Below are 26949 nucleotides of genomic sequence, written 5' to 3' on the forward strand. Positions count from 1 at the left end.
CGATGATCGTCTGCCACTGCATGGGTATCTCTGACCGCGACATTCACGCCGCGATCGACTGGATGCGTCAAGCTGACCCGCAGACGATCATCACGCCCGGAAAAATATATCACGCGCTGGGAAAAGCAGCCGATTGCGGAGGTTGCATGCCGCTCTTCTTGCAAACCATGCGACGCAACGACAATCTGGAGGTACCCATGCACCTGCGCGGCCTCCGGCGTCGCGCGCAACCACAGGAAGACGGATATGAAGGGCGACGAGAAGGTCATCGAGTATCTCAACAAGGCACTCCGGTCTGAGCTTACGGCGGTCAGCCAGTATTGGCTGCATTATCGCCTTCAGGAAGACTGGGGTCTTGGTCACATGGCCAAGAAAAGCCGCGAGGAAAGCATCGAAGAGATGCGCCACGCCGACAAGCTGATCACCCGGATCATCTTCCTCGGCGGGCATCCGAACCTGCAAAAGCTCGATCCGCTGCGGATCGGTCAGGATCCGAAAGAAACCCTTGAATGCGACCTCGCTGCCGAGCATGAGGCACGGGCGCTTTACAAAGAAGCCCGCGAGCATTGCGAGTCGGTGGGCGACTATGTGAGCAAGAACCTGTTCGAGGAGCTGATGACCGACGAAGAAGGTCATATCGACTTCCTCGAAACGCAACTGGAACTCTACGACCGGGTCGGTGCCGAACGCTATGCGGTCATCAACGCCATGCCGATGGATGAAGCCGAGTAACCTCGCGCTCTGCGCCGCCCTTCTGGGCGGCGCATCCGCTGCAGCCGCTGCCGATACGCCGGGCCCCGGCGCAGCGCTGCGCGATCTGCACCTCAACATCATTCCCCGCACCGAAGCCGAGGCCGCCCGCATCGCCGCCGTGACGGCTCTGCCGCAGGATTTCAGCGCGCCCGAGAAGTTCGAGGATCTGCCCGGCGGTGCCGCCACCGTGCGCGTCCGACGCAACGCCGATGCCTTCTCGCAGCCTTCGGGCAATATGGAGTTCGACCGCGAGCTTGACTTCAAGGTCGGCAATGGGCTGTTCCGCAAGCTCTGGGTCTCCTCGCCCTCGTCGACGCTGGCCTCGGACGGGCTGGGGCCGCTCTATAACGCGCGCGGCTGCCAGAACTGCCATCTGAAGGACGGGCGCGGCCATCCGCCCGCGGGGCCGAATGACGGCGCGGTGTCGATCTTCTTGCGGGTCTCGGTGCCTGCCGCGCCCGAGGCGGAGATGCCCGCCATCGAAGAGTGGATCGCCACGGCGCCCGATCCGGTCTACGGCACGCAGATACAGGATTTCGGCACGGTCGGGCAGGGCGCCGAGGCGCGGTTCTCGGTCTCCTATGAAGAGGTCGAGGTGCCGCTCTCGGGTGGCGAGACCGCCGTGCTGCGCGCGCCCAGCTATGCCGCCGAAGACCTCGCCTATGGCCCGCTTGCAAAAGGCGCGATGCTCAGCCCGCGCGTGGCCCCGCAGATGATCGGGCTTGGCCTGCTCGAGGCGATCCCGGCAGAGGACATCCTCGCGCTGGCCGACCCCGAGGATGCGGATGGCGACGGCATCTCTGGCCGCGCCGCGATCGTCTGGTCGCAGGAATATGACGCAGCCATGCTGGGCCGCTTTGGCCATAAGGCGGGCATGGCGACGCTGCGCGAGCAGTCGGCCTCGGCCTTTGCCCATGACATCGGCATCTCGACGCCGCTCTTTCCCGATGTCTGGGGCGATTGCACCGCCGCGCAGGAGGTCTGCCGCGCCGCGCCCGGCGGCGATAGCGAGGCGCATGGCGGCTTCGAGGCGGATCAGCAAGCGCTCGATCTCGTCACCTTCTACAGCCGCAACCTTGCCGTGCCCGCGCGGCGCGATGCGGACGATCGGCAGGTGCTGCGCGGCAAGCAGGTCTTTTACGAGACCGGCTGCCCAGCCTGCCACACCCCGAAATTCGTCACCCACCGGCTCGACGCCCAACCCGAGCAGAGCTTTCAGCTGATCTGGCCCTATTCGGACATGCTGCTGCACGACATGGGCGAGGGGCTGGCCGACCACAGGCCCGAGGGCCGCGCCACGGGGCGCGAGTGGCGCACCGCGCCGCTCTGGGGCATCGGCCTGACCGAACGGGTGAGCGGTCATACCACCTTCCTGCACGACGGACGGGCACGCAGCCTGCTGGAGGCGATCCTCTGGCATGGCGGCGAGGCCGAAACGCAGCGCGCGCGGGTGGTGTCCATGGCGCCGCCGGACCGCGCGGCCTTGATCCGATATCTGGAGAGTTTGTGAATGAAACACCGTCTGACCCTCTGCGCCGTGCTGGCCGCAGGTCCGCTTTGTGGCCCGCTTCACGCCGGGGTGCCCGAGGCGCTCTCCGAGCAGATCCTGCCCAGCTTCAAGGCCTTCGCCGAGGCCACTGCGACGCTGGCCGAGGCTGCCGAGCAAGATTGCACCGCCGCAAGCCTGCGCGATCCTTGGAACCACGCCTTTGATCGCTGGAACGCGCTGGCCGACATTCACATAGGCCCGTCGGAAACCGGCGCGCTGCCGGTGGCCTTCTGGCCCGACAGCCGGGGCTTCACCCCCAAGACGCTGTCGCGCTTCATCGCGTCCGAAGACCCGGTGGGCACCGATCCTGCCGCCTTTGCCGATGCCTCGATCGCGGTGCGCGGGCTCTACCCGCTGGAGTTCATGCTCTACGACGAGGAGTTCTCTGGCTACGCGCAGGGCAGCTACGCCTGCACGCTGGTGCAGACGATGACGCGCGATCTGGCGCGGCAGGCGGCAGCGCTGGAAACCGGCTGGACCGAGAGCTTTGCCAATGTGCTGCTGACCGCCGGGGAAGAGGGCAACGCCACCTATCTCGCCGAGGATGAGGCGATGCGCGCGCTCTTCACGCAGGTGGTCTCGGGGCTCGAGTTCACCGCCGACACCCGCCTTGGCCGTCCCTTGGGCAGCTTCGAGCGCCCGCGTCCGACCCGCGCCGAGGCGTGGCGCTCGGGGCGCAGTCTGCGCAACGTGCTGCGCGATGCCGAAGGTGCTTATGCGCTCGCCAAGGCGCTGGCCGATTGGGAGATGCCGGTGACCGATGCCGCCATGGAGCAATTGCGTGAGGTGGCGAGCCGGGTCGAGGACCCCTCGTTCCAGCAGGTGGGCGATCCGTCGGAGCGTCTGCATGTGGAGATTGTGCAGCAGCAGGTGCGCGCGCTGAAGGACGCCATCGAGGCCGAACTGGGCGCGCCGCTCGGCATCGCCGCCGGGTTCAATTCCGCAGACGGAGACTGACGCCATGACCACACGCCGCAGCTTTCTTGCCAGCCTGCTTGCCGTCTCTGCCGCGCCCGCGACGGGCTGGGCGGCGGTGGGCGATCCGGCCTATCTGGCCGCCGCGAAACAGGGTGACGGCAGTTTCACCCTGATCGGCCTGCGCGACGATGGGGCCGAGGCCTTTCGCGTGCCGCTGCCGGCGCGCGGCCATGCCGCCTGCGCCCACCCCAGCCGCGCCGAGGCCGTGGGCTTTGCCCGCCGTCCGGGCACCTATGCGCTGGTCATCGACTGCATCACCGGCGCGCTGCTGCACGAGTTGAGCGCCCCCGAGGGCCACAGTTTCAACGGCCACGGTGCGTTTTCCGCCGATGGCACCGTGCTCTTCACCTCCGAGCAGGAGGCCGAAGGCAGCGCCGGGCGGATCGGCATTTGGGACGTCGAGGCGGGCTACAAACGTGTCTCGGATTTCCCCACCCACGGCCTTGGCCCGCATGAGATGCGCCTGATGCCGGACGGGCAGAGCCTTGTGGTGGCCAATGGCGGCATTCAGACCGACGCATGGGACCGCACCAAGCTCAACATCGACAGCATGAAGCCGAACCTGTCGTATGTCGGCTTGAATGGCACGCTGCTGGAGATGGTCGAACTGGAGGAGGACCTGCACCAGAACTCCATCCGCCATCTTGCACTGCGCGCTGATGGGCTGGTGGGCTTCTGCATGCAATGGCAGGGCGAGCCGGGGGCGGCGACGCCGCTTCTGGGGCTGCACCGCCGCGGTGAGGCACCGGTGCTCTGCGAGGCACCGCTGGCCGACGAGCTGGCGATGAACGGCTATGCGGGCAGCGTCGCCTTTTCGGGAGATGGGCAGGAGATCGCCATCACCTCGCCGCGCGGTGGGCGCATCCACCGGTTCTCGGAGGCGGGCGCTTTCCTGGGCGCGGTGTCGCGGACCGATGTCTGCGGTCTGGCCACGCATGAGGGCGGCTATATCGCCAGCGACGGGCTTGGCGGGCTCCTCGAACTGCGCGGAGACGCCCCGAGGGCGCTGCGCCGCGCCGAGGTGGCGTGGGACAACCATCTGGTGCGCATCGCAGGCTGAACGCGGGCACTGGCATCGCAGGGTGCCGGTGCTTCGTGCGGTATACAAAGGTATTCCGCTAATATACTGAAATCGCTTGCGTAATTTCTTTACTTCGCGAGGTGTCTGGCTACTGTCGAGAGAAAGACTGCCGGAGCCTGCACTATGCCGCCGATCCAAGACCACCCGCTGCGCTATCAGCTTGCCAATGAGTTGCACGCAAGGCCGTTCCCATCGCTAGAGGCGCCCTGCCGCGCCATCTATCTGGCGATCAAGCGGCCCAGCGACGCCGCCTCGCGCGATCGCAGCGCGGATCTGGCGCATCTCATCGACCTGCTTGACCGTCACGGCGCGCAGCATCCGCAGCCCGACGCCAAGCATTACTCGGGCAAGATCGGCAAGGCCGAGATCAAGTGGGAACTGCACACCGAGTTCGTCACCTACACCGCCTTTCTGCCGGGGCTGGGCGACACGCCCTTTGATCCGCGCGACTTTGGCATCTTCCCCGAGGACTGGCTCGAGAAAGCCCCCGGCGTGCGGATGACCTCGGCGATGATCCGCATCGCGCGGCGTCCCGCCGATCCAAACCAGATGAACGACGTCTTCAGCGATTGGTTCGTCGCCGACAGCGTGGCGGTCAGCCGGATGCTGGATGATGCGCTGGTGGTGGGCGGCGATTTCCGCATCGACCCGGCCGGACATCAGCGCTTTGGCATCTTTGTCAGCCCCGGCGTCGGCGACCGGCGCGTGGGCCGCGTGGTGCAGCGGATCTGCGAGATCGAGGTTTACAAGACCATGGCAATGCTCGGGTTTACCCGTGTCACCGCCATCCGCTCGGACCTGATCCGCATCGACGAGGATCTGACGCGGCTGTCCACCGAGATGACCCATGGCGACACCCCTGAAGAGGATACGCTGCGCGCGCTGCTGCGGGTGTCTTCCGAGCTAGAGACCGTTGCGGCGCAGAGCGCCTTCCGGCTCTCGGCCACGGCGGCCTATGAGGCGCTGGTGGGCCAGCGCATCGCGGTGCTGCGCGAAGAGCGGTTCGAAGGCCGGCAGACCTTCCGCGAGTTCATGGCGCGGCGCTTTGATCCCGCCATGCGCACGGTGAAAAGCAGCGAAAAGCAGCTCTCGGACATGTCGGCCCGCGCCATGCGCGCCGCCGAGCTTCTGCGGACGAGCGTGGAGGTCAAACGCTCGGCCCAGAACCAAGAGATCCTTGCCAGCATGGACAAGCGCGCCGACCAGCAGTTGCAACTGCAGACCACGGTCGAGGGGCTGTCGGTGGTCGCGATCTCTTACTACGCGGTCTCGCTGGTGGGCTATCTGCTTTATCCCGTCGCCGATGCGGTGGGCATCTCGAAGGGCATGCTGACCGCGATGTCGGTGCTGCCGGTGGTGCTGCTGGTCTGGCTGGGGATCCACCGCATCCGGCACAAGGTCGAAGGGCACTAGCGCGCCGCCGCGGGCGGTTTTTCCTCGAAAGGTTGGCACTTTCCCGCGCCTTGCGATAAAGCGCGGGAAAGACCGTTCGGAGGGCACCATGCGCGCCAATATCTTCTGCATCAAATGGGGCACCGCCTTTGGGCCGGAATACGTCAACCGGCTGTATTCCGGCGTGCGGCGGCATATGGATCGCCCGGTGCGCTTCTTTTGCATGACCGAACACGCCGAGGGGCTGCACCCCGATATCGAGATCATCGACCTGCCGGTCGAACCCTTTGCCGAGCCCATGGCCGCCGCGCTGGCCGTCGCCAACCGGCAGGGCGCCATGCGCAAGGTCTCGCTGTTCCGCCCGGGACTTGTTCCCGATCTGGAAGGGCCGGTTCTGGGCTTTGATCTCGACGTCGTGATCACCGGCCCGCTGGGCGAAATTCACGATCTCGCGCCCGGCACCATCGCCATGCGTCACGACTGGACCGAGAAGCGCAAGGGGCGGCCCACCGGCCATGGCTCGGTGTTCCGTTTCGATCCGGCGCAGCATGGGTTTCTTTATGAAGACCTTGCCAAGGGCGCCTATGCCGAGGTCGAAAAGGCCCGCGGGTCAGAGCAGCGCTACACCTCGCACAAAGCGATGGATCGCGATGTTTTTACATATATCCCAGAGCCTTGGGTTGTGTCCTTCAAGTATGACTGCAATCCCTTCCCGGGCAATTGGCTGCATGCGCCGCGCCTGCCGGAAGTGGCGCGCGTGGTCTGCTTCCACGGCCACCCGAAGATGTCCGAGGCGCTGGAGGGCTACAACGGCAGCCTGATCCGCCATTCCAAACCCTGCGATTGGCTGCGCGAGCATTGGATCGACCGGGCACGCGCGGATCTCGGCCAAGACTGGGCCTGATCCTTCGGAAGATTAACCGTTATGCTTGCCGACTATGCCGCCCGCGCGGTAAGAGCGGCGTCAACATTACGAACTTGAGAGAGAGGCAGAGCAATGCGTCGCGTTGTGGTTACCGGGCTGGGGCTTGTCACGCCGCTGGCGGATGGTGTCGAAAAGAGCTGGGAACGTATTCTTGACGGCCAGTCGGGCGCTGGCCCGATTCAAGGCTTCGATACCGAGGGGCTCACCACCACCTATGCCTGCGAAGTGCCGCTGGGTGACGGGTCGGACGGGACGTTCAATGCCGATGCCTATATGGAGCCGAAAGAGCAGCGCAAGGTCGATACCTTCATTCTCTTCGGCATGGCCGCCGCGCAGCAGGCGGTCGAGGATTCCGGCTGGAAACCCACCGACAAGGAAGATCTGGAGCGCACCGGCGTTCTGATCGGCTCGGGTATCGGTGGCCTCAACTCCATCGCCAACACCGCCGTGATGATGGAGCAGAAGGGCCCGCGCCGCGTCTCGCCGTTCTTTGTGCCCGGCGCGCTGATCAACCTCATTTCGGGTCAGGTCTCGATCAAATACGGCTTCAGGGGCCCGAACCACTCGGTGGTCACCGCCTGCTCGACCGGCGCGCACGCCATTGGCGACGCGATGCGGCTGATCAAATACGGCGACGCCGACGTGATGGTCGCGGGCGGCGCAGAGGCAGCGATCTGCAAGATCGGCATCGCCGGGTTCAACGCCTGCAAGGCGCTGTCGACCAAGCGCGCCGACGATCCGCAGAAGGCCAGCCGTCCTTATGATGCCGACCGTGACGGTTTCGTCATGGGCGAGGGCGCGGGCATCGTCGTGCTGGAAGAATACGAGCACGCCAAGGCGCGCGGCGCGAAGATCTACGCCGAGGTCATCGGCTACGGTCTGTCGGGCGACGCCTATCACATCACCGCCCCCTCCGAGGATGGCGAGGGCGGCGAGCGCTCGATGCGCGCGGCGCTGAAATCCGCCGGGCTAGAGCCGTCGGACATCGACTACATCAACGCCCACGGCACCTCGACCATGGCCGACACGATCGAGCTTGGCGCGGTGGAACGGCTGCTGGGCGATCACGCCAAGAACGTCACCATGTCGTCGACCAAATCGGCCACCGGCCACCTGCTGGGCGCCGCCGGTGCGATCGAGGCGATCTTCTCGATCCTCGCGATCCGCGATCAGGTCGCGCCGCCGACGATCAACCTCGACAACCCGGCGGTGGAGACGCCCATCGATCTCGCCCCCAACGCCAAGCGCGAGCGCAAGGTGACTTACGCCCTGTCCAACAGCTTCGGCTTCGGCGGCACCAACGCGAGCGTGATCTTCGGGAAGATCAGCTGATATGTGGCGCAACATCGCCTCCAACGCGATGACCTTTCTGGTGGTGCTGGTGTTCCTCGCCGGCGGGCTGCTGCTCTGGGCTCAGAACGAGTACAGCGCCGAGGGTCCGCTGGAGCAGCCCATGTGCCTGCAGGTCGAACGCGGCTCGAATTTCACCCGCGTCTCGCACGATCTCGCGGAACAGGGCGCGATCAGCTCTGACATGATCTTCCGTCTCGGCGCCGACTATGGCGACAAGACCGATCTGCTCAAGGCCGGGTCCTATCTGGTGCCCGAGCATGCCTCGATGACGCAGATCACCGACATCGTCACCAAGGGCGGCGCGTCGACCTGTGGCACCGAGGTGGTCTATCGCATCGGCGTCAACAGCGCTGAGGTGCAGGTGCGCGAGCTCGACCCCGAGACCGGCCGCTATGTGGAGCGCATCGAGTTCGATCCCGCCAGCGACGAGCCGCGCCCCGAGGGCTATGAGGCGATCAAATCCGAGGTCGGCACGCGCTTCCGCGTGGCGCTGGCCGAGGGTGTGACCAGCTGGAAAGTGGTCGAGGAACTGGGCCAGATCGACGTGCTCGACGGTGAAGTCGCCGAGCGTCCCGCCGAGGGCTCGCTTGCCCCCGACAGCTATGAGATCAGCCCCGGCGACAGTCGCGCCGATCTCATCGCGCGTATGGAGCAGGCGCAGGAGGCGATCCTCGCGCAGGCGTGGCAGAACCGCGCCGAGGGCGTGCCCTATGACAGCCCCGAAGAGGCGCTGATCATGGCGTCGATCGTCGAGAAGGAAACCGGTGTCGCCGAGGAACGTCCGATGGTGGCTTCGGTCTTCGTCAACCGTATCGAGCGCGGCATGCGCCTGCAGACGGACCCGACGGTGATCTACGGGCTGACCAATGGCGAGGGCGTGCTGGGCCGCGGGCTGCGCCAGTCCGAGCTGCGCAAAGAGACGCCTTACAACACCTATGTCATCGACGGGCTGCCGCCGACCCCGATCGCCAACCCGGGCCGCGCCAGCATCGAGGCGGCGCTGAACCCGGCGCAATCGGACTATGTGTACTTCGTGGCGGATGGATCGGGCGGCCATGCCTTCGCGGCCACGCTGGCCGAGCACAACCGCAACGTCGCCGCATGGCGCAAGATCGAAGCGGAGAAGGCTCAGGGCAACTGAGCGCTCTCTGTGGGGAACAAGAAAAGGCCGGGCGCGATGCCCGGCCTTTTTCGTTTTGGGATGAGAGCACGGTATGAAAACGCCCGGGATCAAGGCGAAGCCGCCGGGCGAGCAGTCGTTCATCGTGGCGCCATCGGTCCAAGCGCGATGGACGACCGCTCGGCCGGCGGGCTGGCGCTTTGGCTAGCTCGCCAAACGTTCGTATGTGCTTCGGATTTGGCGGGCATAAAGCGCGCATGCCATTGGGTGCGGCGGCACCCCACGGTCCGGCGCACGCCCGGCTGCCGAGGCTACTTTAAGTTCAACCCTTCAGCACCCGCGCCAGCGCGCAGAATTGCTCGAGCGAGACCTGCTCGGCGCGTTCGGTGGGCTCGATGCCCGCCGCCCGCAGCTTGTCCTCGATGTCCGTCGTCAGCCCCTTCAGCGCGGCGCGCAGCATCTTGCGGCGCTGGTTGAAGGCCATGGCGACCACCCGCTCCAAAGTCTTGGCATCGGCGGGGTAGCGCGGCTCCGGAAGCGCCCTGAGGTGCACCACCGCCGAGGAGACCTTGGGCGGCGGGGTGAAGGCCGAGGGCGGCAGGCTGATTACGATGCGCGCCTCGCAGCGCCATTGCGCCAGCAGGGCGAGCCGCCCATAGGCCTTCGAGCCGGGCTGCGCGACGATGCGCTCGGCCACCTCGCGCTGGAACATCAGCGTTAGGGTCGACCAGAAGGGCGGCCAGTCGGTCGGCGTCAGCCAGCGCACCAGCAGCTCGGTGCCGACGTTGTAGGGCAGGTTGGCGCAGATGGCGATTGGCGGGGTGAGCCGCTCCAGTGGGTCGACCTCCAGCGCGTCGCCGTTGATCACCTCGAGGCGGCCCTCGTAGTGCTGCACGATCTCGTCGAGCGCGGGCAGGCAGCGCGCGTCCTTCTCGACCGCCAGCACCCGCCGCGCGCCCTCGGCCAGCAGCCCGCGGGTGAGCCCGCCGGGGCCGGGGCCGATCTCCAGCACATCCATATTCGACAGATCGCCCGCCGCCCGCGCGATCTTTGCGGTCAGGTTGAGATCGAGCAGGAAGTTCTGCCCGAGCGATTTCTTGGCGCTCAGCTGATGGGTGGCGATCACCTCGCGCAGCGGGGGCAGGCCGTCGATACCGCTCATGTCTTCATTGTTCTCCAAATACGCCGGGGGTGAGCCCGAAGGGCGAGGGGGCAGCGCCCCCTCTATACCGTTACGCCGGGACCGCGCCAGCCGAAAGCTCGGCGGCCATGCGCAGCGCCGCCAGCGTCGAGGAGGGATTTGCCAGCCCCTTGCCCGCGATGTCGAAGGCGGTGCCATGATCGGGCGAGGTGCGCACGAAAGGCAGGCCGAGCGTGACATTGACGCCCTCGTCAAAGCCCAGTGTCTTTACGGGGATCAGCGCCTGATCGTGGTACATGCAGACCGCCACGTCATAGCGCGCGCGGGCGGCGGCGTGGAACATCGTGTCGGCGGGCAGCGGGCCGATCAGATCCAAGCCCTCGGCGCGCATCCGGTCCAGCAGCGGCGCGATCATCTCGATCTCTTGCCGGCCCATGCGCCCGCCTTCGCCGGCGTGCGGGTTGAGCCCGGCCACGGCGATGCGCGGGCGGGCGATGCCAAAGCCTGCCATGGCCGCATGCGTGATGCGCAGCCGCGCCTCGAGCAGTTCGGCGGTCAGCGCCTGCGGCACCTCTTCGAGCGCGATATGGATGGTGGCGGGCACCACTTTCAGCTCGGGACAGGCGAGCATCATCACCACCTCGGGCACATGGCCGAGATGGGCGAGAAATTCGGTATGGCCGGGGAAGCCGAAGCCGCAGCCGCTCGCCAGCGCCTGCTTCGAGATCGGCAGGGTGCAAAGCGCCGCGGCCTCACCGCTCTGGCACAGGGCGACGCCGCGCTCGATGGCGGCGACGACACCAGCGGCCTGCGCCGCCTGCGGCACGCCCGGCACGCGGGGCCCGGGCATCTCTTGCACCAGCACCGGCAGGCCGCGCGTGGCGGCCTCTGGCGCCTCGGCGGGGCGCTCGATGATCACATGCGGCACAGTGCCCGGCAGGTGGTGCGGCGCGCCGATCCAGAAGAACGGCAGCTCAGCCCCAAGCGCCTGCCACGCGGCCTCGGCCAGTTCCGGCCCGATGCCCGAGGGCTCGCCGCACGACAGCGCGAGGGGCAGAGCGGGCCGGTGCGGGCTCATTTCTCGATGATGCGCGCGTTGGCGCGCAGCTGCGCGAGATAGGCCTCGGAGAGCTGGTTGAGCCGCTGGTTGCGCAGACCGATGCTCACCTGCTGGCGGTCGGCATCTGCGGTGACCTCCGGCGTGCGGCTGCACATCATCAGGAACATCAGCGTCTGGCCGTTCGAGCGCGTCAGCGCGGTCGAGACCTCGCCCGCATCGAGCTTCGACAGCTCATAGGCGATGTCGGTGGGGATCTCCGAAGGTGCCTGCTGGTGGCGTTGCAACACCTCGGCGGGCTGGCCCTTGGCGATGCCATAAAGATCGTCGCAGCGGTCGATCTTGCTGGCCAGAACCCGCGCCTTGGCGAGGGTCTCGGCGCTGCGGCCACCGGCCATGTAGTAGGTGGCGTAATCGATCGAGGCAATCTCGGGTTCGGAATAGCCGCTCTCTTCGACCTGACGCATCTGGAAGAGCGCCACGGCGCCTTGGATCGGGATCGGCGCGGTGACCTCACCGGGGGCGAGACCGATCACCAGCGGGCGCAGCACCGGGGGCAGCTCGTTGAGATCCTGCCACGGCAGCCGTCCGCCTTCACCGCGGGTGGCGGTGGCCGAATACTCGCGCGCGGCGGCGGAGAAATCGGCGGTCGAGCGGTAGTTCGAGATGCGCTCGGCGAGGCTGTTCACCTGCGCCTCGGTGCCGGGACGGATCGGGATGATGATCTCCGACAGCAGTACGCGCACGTTCGAGCCGGTGCCGGTGCCCGAGAGCGCGCGGTCGACCTCTTCGTCGCTCACCTGCGCGCGGCCCTGAAAGCGCGCCTGCACCAGCTGCCGCCACGCGTATCCGGCGCGGACGAAATCACGGAAGGTCTGCTCGTCGACGCCGTTCTGCGCCAGCAGGGCGACGAACTGATCGAGGCCGAGATTGCCGCGTTGGGCAAATTCACTCATCCCGTCTTCGATTTCCTCGTCGGTGGGGGTGATCCCCGCGTCAGAGGCGGCCTGCATGCGCAGCCGGTCGTCGATCAGCTGTTCGCGCGCCAGTTGCTGCGGGTTCTGGCCGGAGTTGAGCACCTCAATCATCCGTGCGCGCTGCTGGATCTCGTAATTGGTGATCACCATCTCGTCGACGGTGATCGCGGGCGAGAACAGCCCCTGCGCGGGCAGCGCGGCAGGAGCGAGCGCCAGACCGGCCGCCAAGAGGACGGAACGGAGAAGGCGGGCCGAAAAGCGGACGGGGGTCACTTGCATGTGCGTCGATACTCCTTGGCGCTATCCGTGGTGCCGAAGCCTGTCAGCGCGACGGAAAGGCCGAAATCGGTTGACGGTTCCAGGTTGCTCGAGGACGCGTATTTGCGCGTTACCGAGAAATCCACCTGGACGCATTCATTGCGGTATTGCAGGCCCAGACCAGCGCGGTCAAGCCGTTGATCGGCAAGGTCGTAGCGCCATTCTGCCGAGCTGGTCCAATTGCGGGCGAAGCGGTAGCTGCCATCGAGCGACCATTCCGATTGCGTCTCGTCGCGGTCCTCGTCGGGGTCCTGCACCAGCAGCAGGTAAGAGGCGCCAAGATCGATGCGCGCATTGCTCCAGTCGACACGCGCTTCGGCCTTGTTGAAATCGGTGATCCCGCCGAGCAGGCCGCGCGCCGAGATGGTCAGCCCGGCGTCATTGCTGAAGCCTGCGGCGATCAGCCAGTCGGACAGGCTGCTGTCGAGACCGGACGAGCGGCTGAAGTCTTCATCCACATCCGCCTGCCAGACCCGCCCGACGGTCATGCCCGCGCGCCAGCCATCGGGAGCCTCGTGCAGCCAGCGCAGGCCAGCGGCCACCGACTGGCCATGCTCGCGCCGGTCGGCAGCGGGAAAGCGCGACAGCGACAGCAGGTTGCCCTCGTCGAACTCGACACGGGTGCTCTCATCCGAGACGATATTGACCCGCGTGCCGCCGACCAGCGCGTATTGCGCGACCGGCTCGAGCAGCGTGCGCGCGCCATCGGCACCGCGCCGGATCAGCGGCCAGCGCAGCTCGACGGCGGTGGATCCCATCACGCGCGAGACGTCGCTGTCCGAGCTGCTGTCCTGACTGTAGTCGTAGCGGTCGAACCACAGGCTGTTGGTCCAGCCCATGCGGATGCCGCCCGCCAGCGTCCAGCGCTTGCGCCAGCTCGCCTCGGCGGTCAGCCGCGCCACGTCGCGCCCGATGATGTCCTCGTCGGAAGTGCGGTAATGCCCGTGCAGCTCGGTGCCGAGCCGCAGCTCGCCGCCGATGCGATCCGGGAAGAACCGCTTCTCGTAAGACCCGTCAAAAATCCACGACGGCAGTTCCTCGTCCTTTTCCGAGGCGCGCAGCGATTGGTAATGCGACAGCCCAAAGCGCAGCAGATCGTCGGACCGGGCACGCGACAGCTCGATGGTGCTGCCCAGCCGGTCGAGGTCTTCATAGTCGTAATCGTTCAGATAGGCCTCGTCGCTGACCATCTTGAGATCGAGATCAAGCTGGAACTCGTTGCGCAGCCCGAATGTGCCTTCGGCAAAGAGATAGCCGCGGGTGGTGTCATCGGTCAGCGTGTCGCGGGTGAGCGCGCCGTTGAGTTCCAGATCGCCCCGCGCGAAGGCCCGGCGATAGCGCGCCTCCAGCGTCTTTGTGACGGGCGAGATATAGGGCGTCAGCGTGACGTCCTGATGCTCGCCGATCGGCACGAAATAGGGCAGCTTGACCCCGAAGCCGAGCAGCGTGGAGCTTCGGAACGTCGGGATCAGGAAACCTCGGGTGCGCTTCAGCGTGGGGTCGGGCAGGCGCATGCTAGGCACCCAGAACACCGGCACATCAAGCACCCGCAGCTGCGCGCCTTCGAAATAGATCTGCTTGGCCTCTTCGTCGTGCACCACGCGCTGCGCGCGGATCGACCAGAGCGGGACCTCTTCCTTGCCGCAGACCTGACAGGAGGAAACCGCGACGCGGCTGAGCTGGGTAAAGCGGCCCTCGGCGCGGCGCGCCTCGACGGCGGCCAGCTGCAATTGCTCGTTCATCACCATGCGCGCGCCGCTGAGGATGCCGTTGCGCAGCCCTTCTTCAAGCTCGGCGCTCTCGGCCAGCATAAGGTTGCCCGAAGCATCGGTGATGCGGATTGGCCCTTCGATCTGCAGGCTGTCGGCCTCTTGATCGTAGACGATACGGCTGGCGGTCAGCCGCGTGCCGTCCTGCAGCGCCTCGACATTGCCTTGGGCGATCAGCCGGTTGCCGCTTTCGACATAGACGCTGTCGGCGACCAGCAGGGCGGGCGTCGCAGCTGCTTCGCCGCCGGTTGGAGGGATGGCAGTCTGGGCGCGCAGCGCGTCGGGAAGGGTCGCGCAGAGCGGCAGGCCAAGGGCCAGTGCCGCCGCGAGAAGGCGGGTGTGGGGGGTCATCCTTCCTCCATCTGAAGCACCAGACCCAGCGCCAGCAGCAAGGCGGCGACAGGCGGCACCCAAGCGGCAAGCAGCGGGTTCAGCTGCCCGTTTTCGCCGAGGATCTGCGCGAAGTTCCTGACGTAGTAAAGCCCGAAGCCGAGCATGACGGACCCGAGCACCGAAAGCCCGGTGTTGGCCAGCCGCGCCGGGCGCATGGTGAACCCGGCGGCGACCAGCACCATGGCCACCAGAAACACCGGCTGGGCGAGTTCCGACTGCAGCCACACGATGTGCCGCCGCGCCGAGAAGCCCGCGTTTTCAAGCCCGCGAATGAAGGCCGGAAGCTCCCAGATCGGGATCGCCGAGGGCTGGCCGAAACGGTCGCGGATGCCGTCTTGGGTGAGGTTCGAGGGCAGGCGCATCTCGTCGTAGCTGAGCGAGGCGGCCTCGGGGTTCACCGCGCCGCTGAGCGGCCATGTCTTGGCCTTGGTCAGCACCCAGTCGCCGCCCTCCAGCCGGGCGCGCTCGGCGATGATGCGCTGGTCCGGCCCGCCGCCCGGCGCGTAGGAGACGAAGCTGACATCGTAAAGCACGGTCGCGTCGGGGTTGGTGCGGCTGGCGCGGATCACCGTCTGGCCGTTCTCGTCGCCCTGCCGCAGCCACAGGCCCTCGGAGCCGATCGACAGCACCGAGCCACCGTCGCTGTCCCATTCCTGTTCAAGATCGGCGGCGCGCTTAGAGGTGGCAGCGACGATGGGATTGACCATCGCCACGGCGAAGCAGCCGATCACCAGCGCCACGCCCACCGGCCCCATCAGCGCCGCCAGGCCCGAGCGCCCCGCGGCGCGGCTGACCACCAGTTCCGAACTGCGCGCCAGCGAGATGCAAAGCGAGATCGCCGCAAGGATGATCACCAGCGGCAGGATCGTGTAAACGCCCTCGGGCAGCTTCAGCAGGGTGATGTGAACCACCTGTCCAAAGCCTTGGCTCTCGCCGAACTTCCGCAGCTGCTCGACCAGATCGACGAGGAAGAAGAACAGCGCGAAGACCAGCCCGATGGCGAAGAACAGCCTCAGGAAACGGCGGGCGAAATAGTAGTGCAGGATCATGCGGCGGCTCCGGAAGCGGCCTGCCGACGGCGTGCGGCGCTGGGACGGCGGGGGCGGGCGGCGCGCCAGAGCATCAGCGCGCTGATGGCGAAACCGGCGATGCTGGGCAGGTAGATCAGCGGCCAGAGCGCGCCATTGGCCCGCACCGGGGTCGAGACCGCGCTTTCGATGATCTTGATCAGCACCAGCAGGAAGATCGCCCCGACGATCTGCCGGGTGACGCCGAAGCGCGAGAAACTGCCGGTCATCAGCGCCGCATAGCCGATCAGCGCCGCGACAACGCAAAGCAGCGGCTGCTCAAAGCGCATATGCGCCTCTTCCAGCACCTCGCCGACCGAGTCGTTGACCTCTTCGGCCACCGCTTCGGTGTCGGTCAGCAACTCCAGCGTGCCGATCTGCCGCGCACGGCGGCCGGGGCGGCGGTCGGGGGTGATCAGGCCAGAGATGTCGTAGGTGAGATCGGTGAACGTGGTGGTCGACAGGCTGTTGTCCGACAAGCGCAGCGTCTCGGCGATGCCCTCGACCATGGTCAGCATGGTGTCGCCGGTGTCGCCGCGCAGAATGTAGGCGGTGCGCGCGGTGTAGATGACCTCGCGGCCTTCCTGACGGCGGTCGGACAGAAAGACGTCGCGCAGCTCGCCCTCGGGCGAGATCTCGCGGATGTAGAAGGTCACGCCCTTGGTGGGGTGCAGAAAGGTGCCCTCATGCAGCAGCCGCGCCGAGACAGAGCCCGAGATCTCGGCCTCACGCTCGCGCAACTGGGCAATCGACAGCGGCACAAGCGCATGGGTCAGCACCGCCATCATCGCGCCGATGATCACCCCAAAGACCAGCACCGGACGCGCGAGGCGCCACGGCGAGAAGCCCGCGGCCTGCACGACGGTCAGTTCCGAATCGTTGCTGGCGCGATTGGTGACATAGACGGCGGCGGCAAAGGCCGCGATCGGCAGCACGATCCCGATCACCGCGGGCAGGCTGAGCAGCGTGAACTCGAGGAAAATACCGCCGGTGTGCCCATCGGCGATCAGGTCGCCAAAGAGGTTCACCGCACGGTTCACCCAATAGACCATCACCAGCACCAGCGAGAAAAATCCGAACAGGATCATGAGCTGCGACAGCATGTATCTGTCGAATCTCTGCACTCGATTTTCCCCCGGCTTTCCTTTGGCGACGACCCTAGACGATCGGTCATCGTCGGAAAAGGTGCCTCTGGTCAAGCCGATTGCGGCGAACTAGGACTCGGAGACAAACACAAACACGACAGACAACGGGAAGGACGGCGGATGAGTGAGCTGCGCGGTTTCGAATTTTCGGCGGTGCAACTGGATGGGCTGGCCGAGCGGGAAGGGCGCTTGGCGCTGCTGGTCAACGCCGAGGGCCGGATGAGCCCCGGTGCCCGGCGCCTCAACCGTCTGTCCAAGGGCGCCGTGGCGCGGCTGCTGGAGTCGGACCGTTGGGAAAAGGCAAAAGCGGGTGAAGTGATCACTCTGGCCTTTCCGACTGGCCTCGCCGCCGAGGCGCTGGATGTCGTGAAGCTGGAGCGCCGTCCGAGCGTTGCCGAGGCGCGTAAGGCCGGGGCCGCGCTGGCGAAAACCGCCGGCACGGCGGCCCTGACCATCGTCGGGGAAAGCACCGCGCGGCTGCCGCATCTGGCGCTGGCGCTGGCGCTGCGCGGCCACGCGGTGGTCAATCACAAGTCCGAGAGCGCCGAGACCCCGGCGAAGGCAACCATCCTGTGCTCGAAGCCCGAGCAGACCGAAACCGCCGCGACCTCGCTCTTGGCGGTGGCCGAAGGGGTCGCCTTTACCCGCGATCTGGTGAGCGAGCCCGCCAACGTGCTGACCACCGAGGAATTTGCCGCCCGTCTCGAGGCGCTGACCGCGCTTGGTGTCGAGGTCGAGGTGCTGGACGAGGCCCGTATGGCCGAACTGGGCATGAACGCGCTGCTGGCCGTGGGGCAGGGATCTGCCGCGCCGTCGAAGATGGTGGTGATGCGCTGGAAGGGGGCCGAGGACGATCCGCTGGCGCTGGTCGGCAAGGGCGTGGTCTTTGACACCGGCGGCATCTCGCTGAAGCCGGGGCCGGGCATGGAAGACATGACCATGGACATGGGCGGCGCGGGCACGGTTGCGGGTGTGATGAAGGCGCTGGCGCTGCGCAAGGCACCCGCCCATGTGGTGGGTCTTGTGGGGCTGGTCGAGAACATGCCCTCGGGCACCGCGATGCGGCCCGGCGATATCGTGAAATCCATGAAGGGCGACACGATCGAGATCCTCAACACCGACGCCGAGGGCCGCCTCGTGCTGTGCGATGTGCTGTGGTACGCGCAAGAGCATGTGAAGCCCGCCGCGATGGTCGATCTGGCCACGCTCACCGGCGCCTGCATCGTTGCGCTGGGGCATGAGAATGCCGCCGTCTACGCCAATGAAGACGATTTCGCCCGCGACTTCCTCAAGGCCGCCGAGACCGAAGGCGAGGGCGCGTGGCGGATGCCGCTGGGCCAAGCCTATGACGACATGCTGAAATCTCCGCTGGCGGACATGAAGAACATCGGCGGGCGTCCCGCCGGGTCGATCACCGCGGCGCAATTCCTCAAGCGCTTCGTGCGCGACGATGTGCCGTGGATCCATCTCGACATCGCCGGGGTCGCCAAGGTCAAATCGCCGACCCTGCTTGCGCCCGCCGGGGCGACCGGCTGGGGCGTGCTGTCGCTCGACCGGCTGGTGCGCGAGCGTTTCGAAAAGACCGAGGGCTGAGATCATGGGCGCTGCCGCGTTGCGCTTCCATGCGCCCCTTCCACACGCCGATCACGGAGCCTGAGCCATGGGCGTTGCGATGTTCTATCACCTCACCCAGAGGCCGCTGGAGGAGACGCTGCCGATGCTGCTGGAGAAATCTCTGGCGGCAGGCTGGCGGGTGGCGGTGCGCGGCGTCGATCCGGGGCGGCTCGACTGGCTGGACGAGCGGCTGTGGCTTGGGCCCGAAGAAGGCTTTCTGCCGCATGGCAGGGCCGGGGGCGCCCATGATGCGCAGCAGCCGATCCTGCTGACCGAGCGCGCCGATCTGCCCAATGGCGCCAGCTGCCTGATGTCGGTGGATGGTGCCGAGGTCTCTGCCGAAGAGGTCGCGCAGATGGAACGTGTCTGTATCCTCTTTGACGGTATGGACGAGCGGGCGCTGACACAGGCCCGTGGGCAGTGGCGCGCGCTGACCGCCGCAGGGTGCACGGCGCAATATTGGTCCGAGGAAAGTGGGCGCTGGGAGAAAAAGGCCGAATCCTGAGCGGCACCTCCTGCGATACTGGCGGATTTTCAGATTTTCTCCGCCTAACGTGTTCGGATATATCCGCTTTCCCGCCCTGCGCGAAAAAACACTTGCGCATTTGCAACAGTATATAAAGATTATCAAATTTAAAACTTTTTCGGCGGAATTTGCTCGGAAATGTCACCTCTCTTACACTTTGGTGGCGGAAAACTTCCTATAAGAGCGCTACATCGTCGGACGCGCGACTCGTGCGGAGCGGCGGTGTCTTGCGCGGGTCTTACCCGCAAGAGGGTGAGGGTATACGAGTAACGGCTGTTTCAATTCAGACCTTTGTGGATTTGGGCGCGTCGGGTAAATCCCTGCAAGCCTGGGCCATGGGTTGGGTTGAAACGGCCATTTACCCATAGAAAATCCCCAAAAAACGCCTAGGTTGATGATCGACTTTTAAAAAGGTTGCAGCTTCCCGCATGTGAAATGCGTGTTTTGTTCTTGCACAAGTTGTTAAATTGGGTAACGGACTGATCTTATGACATCTTTGATCGATCATCAGGCGCTGCTCGGCTGTCCACTCCTCGAGGGGCTGACGGTTGCTCAGAAAGAGGCCTTCCTCGCCGATTGTACCGTTCATCGCTTTGATGCGCCGACGGATATCCTCAAGCAGGGTGAGCCGACCCCGGTGTTCTACCTGATCGGTCGCGGCCGGGTAGAGGTGATCTATCTCGACAAGCAGGGCAATGCCGCCGTGGTGCATGTGGCCGATCCCGGTGAAGTGCTGGGCGAGGTCGAAGGTCTGTCGGGCACGCGCTGCGCCTCGACCTGCCGAACGCTGCCGGATGCCATCGTGCTGTCGGCCACCGACGAGCTTTTGTTCCGGCACATGCCGCCGCGCCTGATCGTGCGCAACGCTGCTGCGATCCTGCAAAGCCGCCTGACGCGGGACAATGAGTTGCGGGCCATTGCGCAGTTCTTCTCGGTCGAAGAGCGTCTGTGCATCTACCTGCACCAGTTCACCACCGACGAGCATCGCGAGGCGCGGCTGAGCCAGTCCTACCTTGCCGCCATGGTGGGGTGCTCGCGGCAGACCATCAACAAGCTGCTGGGCGATCTGCGCCGAGAGGGGATCATCGAGCTGCGGCGCGGTGCGATCCTCGTGCTGGACCGCGAGCGGCTGAAGATCGACGTCTGAGCCTCAGCCCCGCTGCAGCACCATCTTTCCACCGGCAATCTCGAGCCGGTCGAAGCGCTGCAGATAGCTCATCCCAAGCAGGGAATTGTCCATCTCGCCGCCGTTGACATAGGCGGGCAGATCGCTGTCCTCGAACCGTCCGAGCGTGACCTTATCAAGCCTCACCGGCGCGGTCTCGACAGAGCCATTGGCAGTGCGCGCGCGCGAATGGAAGATCAGCGCATCGGGATCCAGTCCGGCGCGCTCGGCATCGCGGCGGGTCAGCACCACGCCGCTGGCGCCGGTGTCGACCACGAAGCGCACGGGCACGTCGTTGATCTGCAGGGTCAGGTAATAATGCCCGTCGGGCGCGCGCGGCAATTCGATCCGCCCGGTCTCGGCAAAGATCGACTGCTGCGGCAGGACCGTCTGGCGGATGTCTCCCCAAAGGCCGATGGCCGCCAGCACCGCGACAAAGATCAGGCCCCAGGCCGCCAATTGCTGCAGTTTCTGACCGATGCGGCCCCGGTGCTGCACGAACATCCAGATCACCAGCGCCGTCAGCAACAGCCCCAGATAGCCCAGACGTCCGATCTCATAGCCCGACACGGCGCGCTCCTTCTGTCATTGGGGTAATGTAGGCGGTCTTGTGGCAGCTTACGAGTCCCGCGTGGGGCGGCAGCTCGCGGGCAGGGGCCTAGAACACGCCGGACCAGTCGATGCCGCGGATGCCGTCGATGACAAACTGCACCGAAAGCGCCGCCAGCAGCATGCCGAAAAGCCGGGTGATCACCACGATACCCACATGGCCAAGCGCGCGCTCCATCGGGCCCGCCACGAGGAAACAGCCCAGCACCATCAGCAGCACGATGCCCAGAACGCCCAGCACCATGGCGGTTTCGAGCGCGCCGTCCGACTGGCCCATCAGCAGGATGATCGAGGCGATGGCCCCGGGACCGGCGATCAGCGGGATGGCGATGGGAAACACCGAAGGGTCGGGCATCACCTCATCCTCGACCTTATCCTCGCGGCGCTTGGTGCGCCGCTCGAATAGCATGTCGAGCGCGGTCAGGAACAGCAGCAGCCCGCCCGAGATGCGGAAGGCGGGCATGGAGATGCCGATGAAGCCCAGCACCGCCTCGCCGAAGAAGGCAAAGAGCATCAGGATCACCAACGCGGTGATACAGGCGCGAATGCCCACAGCCCGGCGGTGCGCGCTGTCCGCCCCTTGGGTCAGCGCGATGAACACCGGGGTCAACCCGATCGGGTCGATCACCACGAAAAGCGTGGCGAAGGCGCTGATGAGAAAGGCCATGTCCATGACTAAGGGCTAGGGGCTCGACGCCCGCCTGTCCAGAAAAACGAAGGGCTCAGCTGGCCTGAGCGGTCTCCAGCTTCTCCATCGCCGCCTCCCACAGCGCCTCGGCGCGATGCAGCCCGTCCATGACTTCCGCATATTTGCGGTTCCATGTCTCCAGCTCACCCGCGCGGCCATCTTCATAGAGCGCAGGATCGGCCAGCTTCTTGGCCAGTTTCTCACGCATCTCTTCGATCTTGCCGACCCGTTCCTCGCATTTGCGCGCTTCCGAGCGCAGCGCCTGCATCTCGTCGCGGCTCGGGCGCTTGGGCTTGGCGGCGGCGGCCTTTTCGGCAGCCTTTGCCGCCTTGCCGGGTTTCTCGGGCTTGTCTTGGGTCAGCAGCAGCTTGCGATAGGCCTCGAGGTCTTCCTCATAGGGCGTCACCGTGCCGTCCTTGACCAGCCACAGCCGGTCGGCGACCAGCCCCAGCAGGTGCATGTCGTGCGACACGAGGATGACCGCGCCGGAATAGGCGGTCAGCGCCTCGACCAGCGCCTCGCGGCTTTCGATGTCGAGGTGGTTGGTCGGCTCGTCGAGGATCAGCATATGCGGCGCATCGAGCGTCGCCAGCAGCAGCGACAGACGCGCCTTCTGCCCGCCCGAGAGGCGGCCCACCTCCGTCTCTGCCTGATCGGCACCAAGCCCGAAGCCCGCCAGTTGCGCGCGCAGCTTCGGCGGCGCTGTCTCGGGGCGCTCGCGCTGCAGGTGCTGCAGCGGGGTCTCGTCGAGATGCAGCTCGTCCACCTGATGCTGGGCGAAATAGCCGATGCGCAGCTTGGAACTGGACGTCATCTTGCCGCCCATCAGATTCAGCCGCCCGGCAAAGAGCTTCGACAGCGTCGACTTGCCCTGACCGTTGCGCCCCAGCAGCGCAATGCGGTCGTCCTGATCGATGCGCAGCGACAGCTTGCGCAGCACGACGGTCTCGCCATAGCCGGTGGAGGCATCTTCCAGCGCCAGAATGGGCGGCGACAGCTCGTCGGGCTGCGGGAAGGTGAAGACGCGCTTCGCCACATCCTCGGGGGCGGTGATCCGCTCCATCTTCTCCAGCATCTTCACCCGCGCCTGCGCCTGCCGGGCCTTCGAGGCCTTGGCGCGGAAACGGTCGACGAATTTCTGCAGGTGGGCGCGGCGGTCGTCCTGCTTCTTGGCCATGGCGGCCTGCACCGCACGGCGCTCGGCGCGGGTGCGGGCGAACGTGTCGTAATTGCCCTGATAGAGCACCAGCTTGCGGTCCTCGAGATGCAGGATCGCGCCGACGGCCCGGTTCAGCAGGCCGCGGTCGTGGCTGATCACGATCACCGTATGCGGGTAGCTCTGCAGGTAGCTCTCGAGCCAGAGCGCGCCCTCGAGGTCGAGGTAGTTGGTCGGCTCGTCGAGCAGCAGCAGGTCGGGCTCGGCAAAGAGCACGCCCGCCAGCGCCACGCGCATCCGCCAGCCACCGGAGAAATCCGAGCAGGGGCGCTGCTGCGCCGCCTCGTCGAACCCGAGGCCCTTGAGGATGGTGGCGGCGCGCGCCTCGGCAGACCAGGCGTCGATGTCGGCCAGCCGCGTCTGCACCTCGGCGATGCGATGCGCGTCGGTGGCGGTCTCGGCCTCGGCCATCAGCGCGGCGCGCTCAAGATCGCAGGCCAGAACCGTCTCGATCAGCGAGACATCCGAGGCCGGCGCCTCCTGCGCAACGCCGCCGATCTTGGCGCGGGCGGGCAGCTCGATCTCGCCGCCGTCCAGCGTCAGCTCGCCGCGGATCAGACGGAAGAGCGTGGTCTTGCCAGCGCCATTGGGGCCGACGAGGCCGACCTTGTGGCCGGCGGGAATCACGGCAGAGGCTTCCTCGAGCAGAGGGCGGCCTTCGACGGAATAGGAGATGTCACGAATACTCAGCATGAGGCTGCCCATAGCAGAGGCCGCGGGCAGGCAACATCCCCCTTTACACGCATAGCGCCTTTGCCCGAGCCGCGCCTCCCGGAGGCCATGTCGCGCCGTGCGTATTTTCAAAGAGAAGAAGACCAAGGCGCGTCATCTTCTTCTCTTTCCAAAATACGCCGGGGGTGAGCCGCGCAGCGGCGAGGGGGCAGCGCCCCCTTTTTGCCTATCAATGAGGCATCGGCGGCCAGCAGGGTCTTCCCAATCCATCAACCCCATGGTAACGCCCCTCCCAGAGAATACTGGCCGGGCCGTCGCCCGGCCTTGCGATATTGGAGAGACCAAAATGGCCGTCGAACGCACCCTGTCGATCATCAAGCCCGACGCAACCCGCCGCAACCTGACCGGCAAGATCAACGCCAAGTTCGAAGAAGCTGGCCTGCGCATCGTCGCGCAGAAGCGCATCCAGCTGACCCCGGCGCAGGCCGGCGAGTTCTACAAGGTCCACGCCGAGCGTCCGTTCTACGGCGAGCTGTGCGAATTCATGGCCTCCGAGCCGGTCGTCGTGCAGGTGCTGGAAGGTGAAGGCGCAATCGCCAAGAACCGCGAAGTGATGGGCGCCACCAACCCGGCAGACGCCGCAGAGGGCACCATCCGCGCAGAGTTCGCCGAGTCGGTCGGCGAGAACTCGGTGCACGGTTCGGACGCGCCGGAAACCGCCGCCGAAGAGATCGCCTACTTCTTCTCGGGCCTCGAGCTCGTCGGCTGAGCGATTTCGCTCACCCCGGTCGTGAGACCGAGACATTCGAAAGGGCGCCCCTCGGGGCGCCCTTTTGCGTTTGGCAGGTTCATTTGGCGGGCGGTGCCGCGTCAGGCAACTGCGGGCGGACGGGCCTTGCGGGGCCGCTGCCCGCTGCCGCCACGCGGCTCTGCGCCCAGTCGCGCAGCAGCATGGCGTTGCGGGTGTTGGCGCGGTAGCCGATGTCGAGAATATCGCCCACCAGCGGCAGCAGACCGACGATCCAGTCGACCGCGATATTGCCGCCCATCTGCGCCAGCAGCGGCGCGGGCGCGCCCATGTCGCGGGCCTCTTTCACGATCCAGACCGCCGGCGCGAGGGCGAGCGTGTCACCCACGCCGGGCACGAGGCCCAGCACCGCGTCCCAGCCGAACCGGATCGGCGTGAAGGGGATGCGGTAGGCCCGGTCCATGCGCCGCGCCCAGCGATCGATGCGGTCGAGCCGCGCGAGATCAGACTGTGAAATGCTCATGGCTGGGGCCCTCCGCGCTTACACGCTCTGCTGCTTGGGGCCGGTGCGCGCGATGATCCAGATGGCGTGCACGATGCCCGGGATATAGCCGAGGATGGTCAGCAGGATGTTGATCCAGAAATGCTTGCCCAGACCCACCTGCAGAAAGACGCCGAGGGGGGGAAGAATGATCGAGAGGATGATGCGGATCAGGTCCATGTCAGTCTCCGTTGCGGTTGTGTTCGTCGTTGCAGGGCCAACACGCAAACTCGGGGACTGGTTCCTTGAGGGTCGATGGAATGCGCCTCAAGGAGTTGAAATATAATTAAATAATGTGGTCTAACGGCTTTTCTTGTTGGGATCCACGACGCCGATCTCGTCAAGGATCGCCTCGATCCCGGAGAGCGGGGCTTGGGCTGTGTGCTCTGCGACCAGCGCATCGAACCGCTGGCGCAGGGCCTCTTTCTCCTTGCCGCGGCAATCGTTCCACGGACGCCCCTGCAGCGCCATATGCAGCACGTAATAGCCGATGAAATGCGGCTTCGTGCCTTGGGCGAGCAGCCGCCCGTAAGCGGCATCCGCGCCGATCTCGCGCAGGGTTTCGGCGTCGGGAATGCCCGCGTTTATGCAGGCGCCCTCCATCGCGGGCCCAAGGTTGCGGATGCTCGAGATCGGTGTGCCGGACATGCGCTAGCCTGCCATGGCTCAGGCGGCCTTGGCGAGACCGGCGGCGAAACCGGCCAGTGTCGAGAGCGCCTCGGAGAACTGCGCGTCGGGCAGGGTGAGCGCGACGCGGATGAAGCCCGCCGCCGAGGGGCCGAAGCTCTCGCCCGGCATGACGGCAATGCGGTGCGCGTCAAGGAGCGCGTCGGCGAAGGCGATGCCCGATAGGCCGGTCGCGCGCACATCGAGGAAGAGATACATGGCGCCGCCCGAGGGCACGAGGCCGACGATGTTCTGCGCGGCGAGAATGCCTTGTGCCAGCGCGCGGCGGCGGCGGAACGGCTCGGCGACGCGCGGCTCCAGCGTGGCATCTGCGGTGAGCGCATAGAGCGCGGCATCCTGAATGTAGCCGGGCACGCCGTAGGTGGTGTTGGTGGCCAGATCGATCAGCGCCGCGATCGCCGCTTCGGGCGCGATCAGCCAGCCGATGCGGCTGCCGGTCATTGCGTGGCTTTTCGACAGCGAGCCGATCACCATGGTGCGCTCGGCCATGCCGGGCAGGGCGCGGGGGCTGAGGTGGGCGCCGTCCCAGATCTGCGTGTCATAGACCTCGTCGGAGATCACCCAGAGGTCCTGCTCTTGCGCCACATCGGCGATGCCGTTCAGCGTTTCGCGGGGGTAGACCGCGCCGGTGGGGTTGTTGGGCGTGTTGATCAGCAGCGAGCTTGCGCCGCTGGCCACGGCGCTGCGGCGCAGGTCGGCGGGATCGGGAAAGAAGCTGCGCTCGGGGCGGGTCTGCACGCTGTGGGGGACCGCCCCGGCGGCGCGGATGGTGCCGGGATAGGTGACGTAATGCGGCTCGACCATGAGCGCGGCGCCGCCCGGAGTGCAGGCCGCCATATGCGCGGCGAAAAGCGCCGATTGTCCGCCGGGGGTGACCAGCACGTTCGCACGCGTGGTCGGCACGCCGCTGCGCTCGGTGACCCGCGCGGCGATGGCATCGCGCAGCGCGGGCGTGCCCGGAACCACCGCATAGCCGGTGTGCCCGGCGCTGGCGGCGCGGTGCATCTCGGCAAGGATCGCGGGATCGGTCTTTGTGTCGGGCTCGCCGATGGTCAGTTCGGTGACCGGCTGCCCCGAGGCGACCAGCGCGCGGGCCTTGTAGAAAATCTCCCAGCCATCGCCGCCCCCGGCGTTGAGAGAGGTGATGCGGCTGGAAAGGGTCGGCATGGCGCGGCTCCGGACTGTGCTATGGGTGACTTTGTGCCAGAGCGTCCGGGGGGCGGCAAGAGCGGAGGGTGCGCGTTGGACCGGGCGCTGCGGTGTTCTGTTGTTATCAATCATTAACAGTGGTTTAGATATGCTCCGCGCGGCCCGGTAACTTGACTTGGCGTGCGCTGCCACGTAGCTTTTCAGACATGCTGGACGAATTGAGCAGGCGGCCCCGGGGGTGATCCCGGTGGCCGTTTTTTCGTTTGGTGGGCCTGCATTCCAAAAAAACCAAAGCAGGCCGAGCAGAGGCACTTTC

The 26949-nt window shown here is 66.2% G+C and carries 26 protein-coding genes; 13 read left to right on the forward strand and 13 right to left on the reverse strand.

What is annotated here, in order from left to right; translation table 11 throughout:
• The first annotated feature begins 2 nt into the window (after positions 1–2).
• The 9 genes from G0A00_RS09320 to mltG all read left to right on the forward strand — a co-directional run bounded on the left by G0A00_RS09320 (position 3) and on the right by mltG (position 9172).
• Entirely contained in the window at positions 3–299 is a 297-nt protein-coding gene (locus G0A00_RS09320; RefSeq protein ID WP_164181784.1) for a bacterioferritin-associated ferredoxin, read from the forward strand.
• Positions 247–732 carry a bacterioferritin gene (gene bfr, locus G0A00_RS09325; protein ID WP_164181785.1) on the forward strand — a complete coding sequence of 162 codons (486 nt, stop codon included), beginning with the start codon at positions 247–249 and terminating at the stop codon, positions 730–732. Before G0A00_RS09320 ends, bfr begins: the two co-directional genes overlap by 53 nt.
• Positions 719–2263 (forward strand): di-heme oxidoredictase family protein, encoded by a 1545-nt coding sequence (locus G0A00_RS09330; protein WP_164181786.1) that lies wholly within the window; start codon positions 719–721, stop codon positions 2261–2263. The genes bfr and G0A00_RS09330 overlap by 14 nt, the downstream gene beginning before the upstream one ends.
• Positions 2264–3259, forward strand: a complete 996-nt coding sequence (locus tag G0A00_RS09335) for an imelysin family protein (RefSeq protein WP_164181787.1) — start codon at positions 2264–2266, stop codon at positions 3257–3259.
• Between the two features lie 4 nt (positions 3260–3263).
• Entirely contained in the window at positions 3264–4340 is a 1077-nt protein-coding gene (locus G0A00_RS09340) for a DUF1513 domain-containing protein (protein ID WP_164181788.1), read from the forward strand.
• Between the two features lie 144 nt (positions 4341–4484).
• Positions 4485–5774, forward strand: a complete 1290-nt coding sequence (locus G0A00_RS09345; RefSeq protein ID WP_164181790.1) for a DUF3422 family protein — start codon at positions 4485–4487, stop codon at positions 5772–5774.
• Positions 5775–5862: 88 nt separating this feature from the next.
• Complete coding sequence (locus tag G0A00_RS09350; RefSeq protein WP_164181792.1) at positions 5863–6657, forward strand: glycosyl transferase; 795 nt, start codon at positions 5863–5865, stop codon at positions 6655–6657.
• A gap of 93 nt (positions 6658–6750) precedes the next feature.
• Complete coding sequence (gene fabF, locus G0A00_RS09355; RefSeq protein ID WP_164181794.1) at positions 6751–8010, forward strand: beta-ketoacyl-ACP synthase II; 1260 nt, start codon at positions 6751–6753, stop codon at positions 8008–8010.
• 1 nt (position 8011) lies between these two features.
• A complete protein-coding gene (mltG, locus tag G0A00_RS09360) occupies positions 8012–9172 on the forward strand; it encodes an endolytic transglycosylase MltG (RefSeq protein WP_164181796.1) in 1161 nt (386 codons plus the stop codon).
• 301 nt (positions 9173–9473) lie between these two features.
• Here the strand turns inward: mltG and rsmA are convergent, their stop codons facing one another.
• From rsmA to lptF, 6 genes are all read right to left on the reverse strand, one after another.
• Complete coding sequence (rsmA, locus tag G0A00_RS09365) at positions 9474–10313, reverse strand: 16S rRNA (adenine(1518)-N(6)/adenine(1519)-N(6))-dimethyltransferase RsmA (protein WP_164181799.1); 840 nt, start codon at positions 10311–10313, stop codon at positions 9474–9476.
• 70 nt (positions 10314–10383) lie between these two features.
• A complete protein-coding gene (gene pdxA, locus G0A00_RS09370; protein WP_164181801.1) occupies positions 10384–11370 on the reverse strand; it encodes a 4-hydroxythreonine-4-phosphate dehydrogenase PdxA in 987 nt (328 codons plus the stop codon).
• Positions 11367–12605 carry a peptidylprolyl isomerase gene (locus G0A00_RS09375; protein ID WP_164181803.1) on the reverse strand — a complete coding sequence of 413 codons (1239 nt, stop codon included), beginning with the start codon at positions 12603–12605 and terminating at the stop codon, positions 11367–11369. Before G0A00_RS09375 ends, pdxA begins: the two co-directional genes overlap by 4 nt.
• Positions 12596–14764 (reverse strand): LPS-assembly protein LptD, encoded by a 2169-nt coding sequence (locus G0A00_RS09380; RefSeq protein WP_164181805.1) that lies wholly within the window; start codon positions 14762–14764, stop codon positions 12596–12598. Before G0A00_RS09380 ends, G0A00_RS09375 begins: the two co-directional genes overlap by 10 nt.
• Positions 14761–15855, reverse strand: coding sequence for an LPS export ABC transporter permease LptG (gene lptG / locus G0A00_RS09385; protein WP_164181807.1), 1095 nt, complete (start codon positions 15853–15855; stop codon positions 14761–14763). The genes G0A00_RS09380 and lptG overlap by 4 nt, the downstream gene beginning before the upstream one ends.
• On the reverse strand, positions 15852–16976 hold the full coding sequence (lptF, locus tag G0A00_RS09390) for an LPS export ABC transporter permease LptF (RefSeq protein WP_164181809.1): 1125 nt from the start codon (positions 16974–16976) through the stop codon (positions 15852–15854). Before lptF ends, lptG begins: the two co-directional genes overlap by 4 nt.
• 162 nt (positions 16977–17138) lie before the next feature.
• Between lptF and G0A00_RS09395 the strand changes: the two genes are divergently transcribed.
• The 3 genes from G0A00_RS09395 to G0A00_RS09405 all read left to right on the forward strand — a co-directional run bounded on the left by G0A00_RS09395 (position 17139) and on the right by G0A00_RS09405 (position 20305).
• On the forward strand, positions 17139–18611 hold the full coding sequence (locus G0A00_RS09395; RefSeq protein ID WP_164181812.1) for a leucyl aminopeptidase: 1473 nt from the start codon (positions 17139–17141) through the stop codon (positions 18609–18611).
• 67 nt (positions 18612–18678) lie between these two features.
• Positions 18679–19137, forward strand: coding sequence for a DNA polymerase III subunit chi (locus G0A00_RS09400; RefSeq protein ID WP_164181814.1), 459 nt, complete (start codon positions 18679–18681; stop codon positions 19135–19137).
• Between the two features lie 508 nt (positions 19138–19645).
• A complete protein-coding gene (locus G0A00_RS09405; RefSeq protein ID WP_164181817.1) occupies positions 19646–20305 on the forward strand; it encodes a Crp/Fnr family transcriptional regulator in 660 nt (219 codons plus the stop codon).
• Between the two features lie 3 nt (positions 20306–20308).
• Here the strand turns inward: G0A00_RS09405 and G0A00_RS09410 are convergent, their stop codons facing one another.
• The 3 genes from G0A00_RS09410 to G0A00_RS09420 all read right to left on the reverse strand — a co-directional run bounded on the left by G0A00_RS09410 (position 20309) and on the right by G0A00_RS09420 (position 23529).
• Positions 20309–20893, reverse strand: coding sequence for a TIGR02281 family clan AA aspartic protease (locus tag G0A00_RS09410; RefSeq protein WP_164181819.1), 585 nt, complete (start codon positions 20891–20893; stop codon positions 20309–20311).
• Between the two features lie 88 nt (positions 20894–20981).
• On the reverse strand, positions 20982–21605 hold the full coding sequence (locus G0A00_RS09415; protein ID WP_164181821.1) for a MarC family protein: 624 nt from the start codon (positions 21603–21605) through the stop codon (positions 20982–20984).
• 49 nt (positions 21606–21654) lie between these two features.
• Positions 21655–23529, reverse strand: coding sequence for an ABC-F family ATP-binding cassette domain-containing protein (locus G0A00_RS09420; RefSeq protein ID WP_164181823.1), 1875 nt, complete (start codon positions 23527–23529; stop codon positions 21655–21657).
• A gap of 325 nt (positions 23530–23854) precedes the next feature.
• Here G0A00_RS09420 and ndk point away from each other — a divergent pair, with 325 nt between their 5' ends.
• Positions 23855–24277, forward strand: a complete 423-nt coding sequence (gene ndk / locus G0A00_RS09425) for a nucleoside-diphosphate kinase (RefSeq protein ID WP_066106256.1) — start codon at positions 23855–23857, stop codon at positions 24275–24277.
• Between the two features lie 79 nt (positions 24278–24356).
• Here ndk and G0A00_RS09430 read toward each other — a convergent pair whose 3' ends face one another.
• The 4 genes from G0A00_RS09430 to G0A00_RS09445 all read right to left on the reverse strand — a co-directional run bounded on the left by G0A00_RS09430 (position 24357) and on the right by G0A00_RS09445 (position 26651).
• Positions 24357–24779: a DUF4112 domain-containing protein gene (locus tag G0A00_RS09430; RefSeq protein ID WP_164181825.1), complete on the reverse strand. Its 423-nt coding sequence runs from the start codon at positions 24777–24779 to the stop codon at positions 24357–24359.
• Positions 24780–24797: 18 nt separating this feature from the next.
• Positions 24798–24977 (reverse strand): YqaE/Pmp3 family membrane protein, encoded by a 180-nt coding sequence (locus G0A00_RS09435; protein ID WP_066106261.1) that lies wholly within the window; start codon positions 24975–24977, stop codon positions 24798–24800.
• A gap of 120 nt (positions 24978–25097) precedes the next feature.
• Complete coding sequence (locus G0A00_RS09440) at positions 25098–25445, reverse strand: TfoX/Sxy family protein (RefSeq protein ID WP_164181828.1); 348 nt, start codon at positions 25443–25445, stop codon at positions 25098–25100.
• A gap of 18 nt (positions 25446–25463) precedes the next feature.
• Complete coding sequence (locus G0A00_RS09445) at positions 25464–26651, reverse strand: pyridoxal phosphate-dependent aminotransferase (RefSeq protein ID WP_164181830.1); 1188 nt, start codon at positions 26649–26651, stop codon at positions 25464–25466.
• Positions 26652–26949 lie beyond the last annotated feature (298 nt).

It is taken from the genome of Salipiger sp. PrR002 (genome assembly GCF_010500775.1).
GTDB lineage: Bacteria > Pseudomonadota > Alphaproteobacteria > Rhodobacterales > Rhodobacteraceae > Salipiger.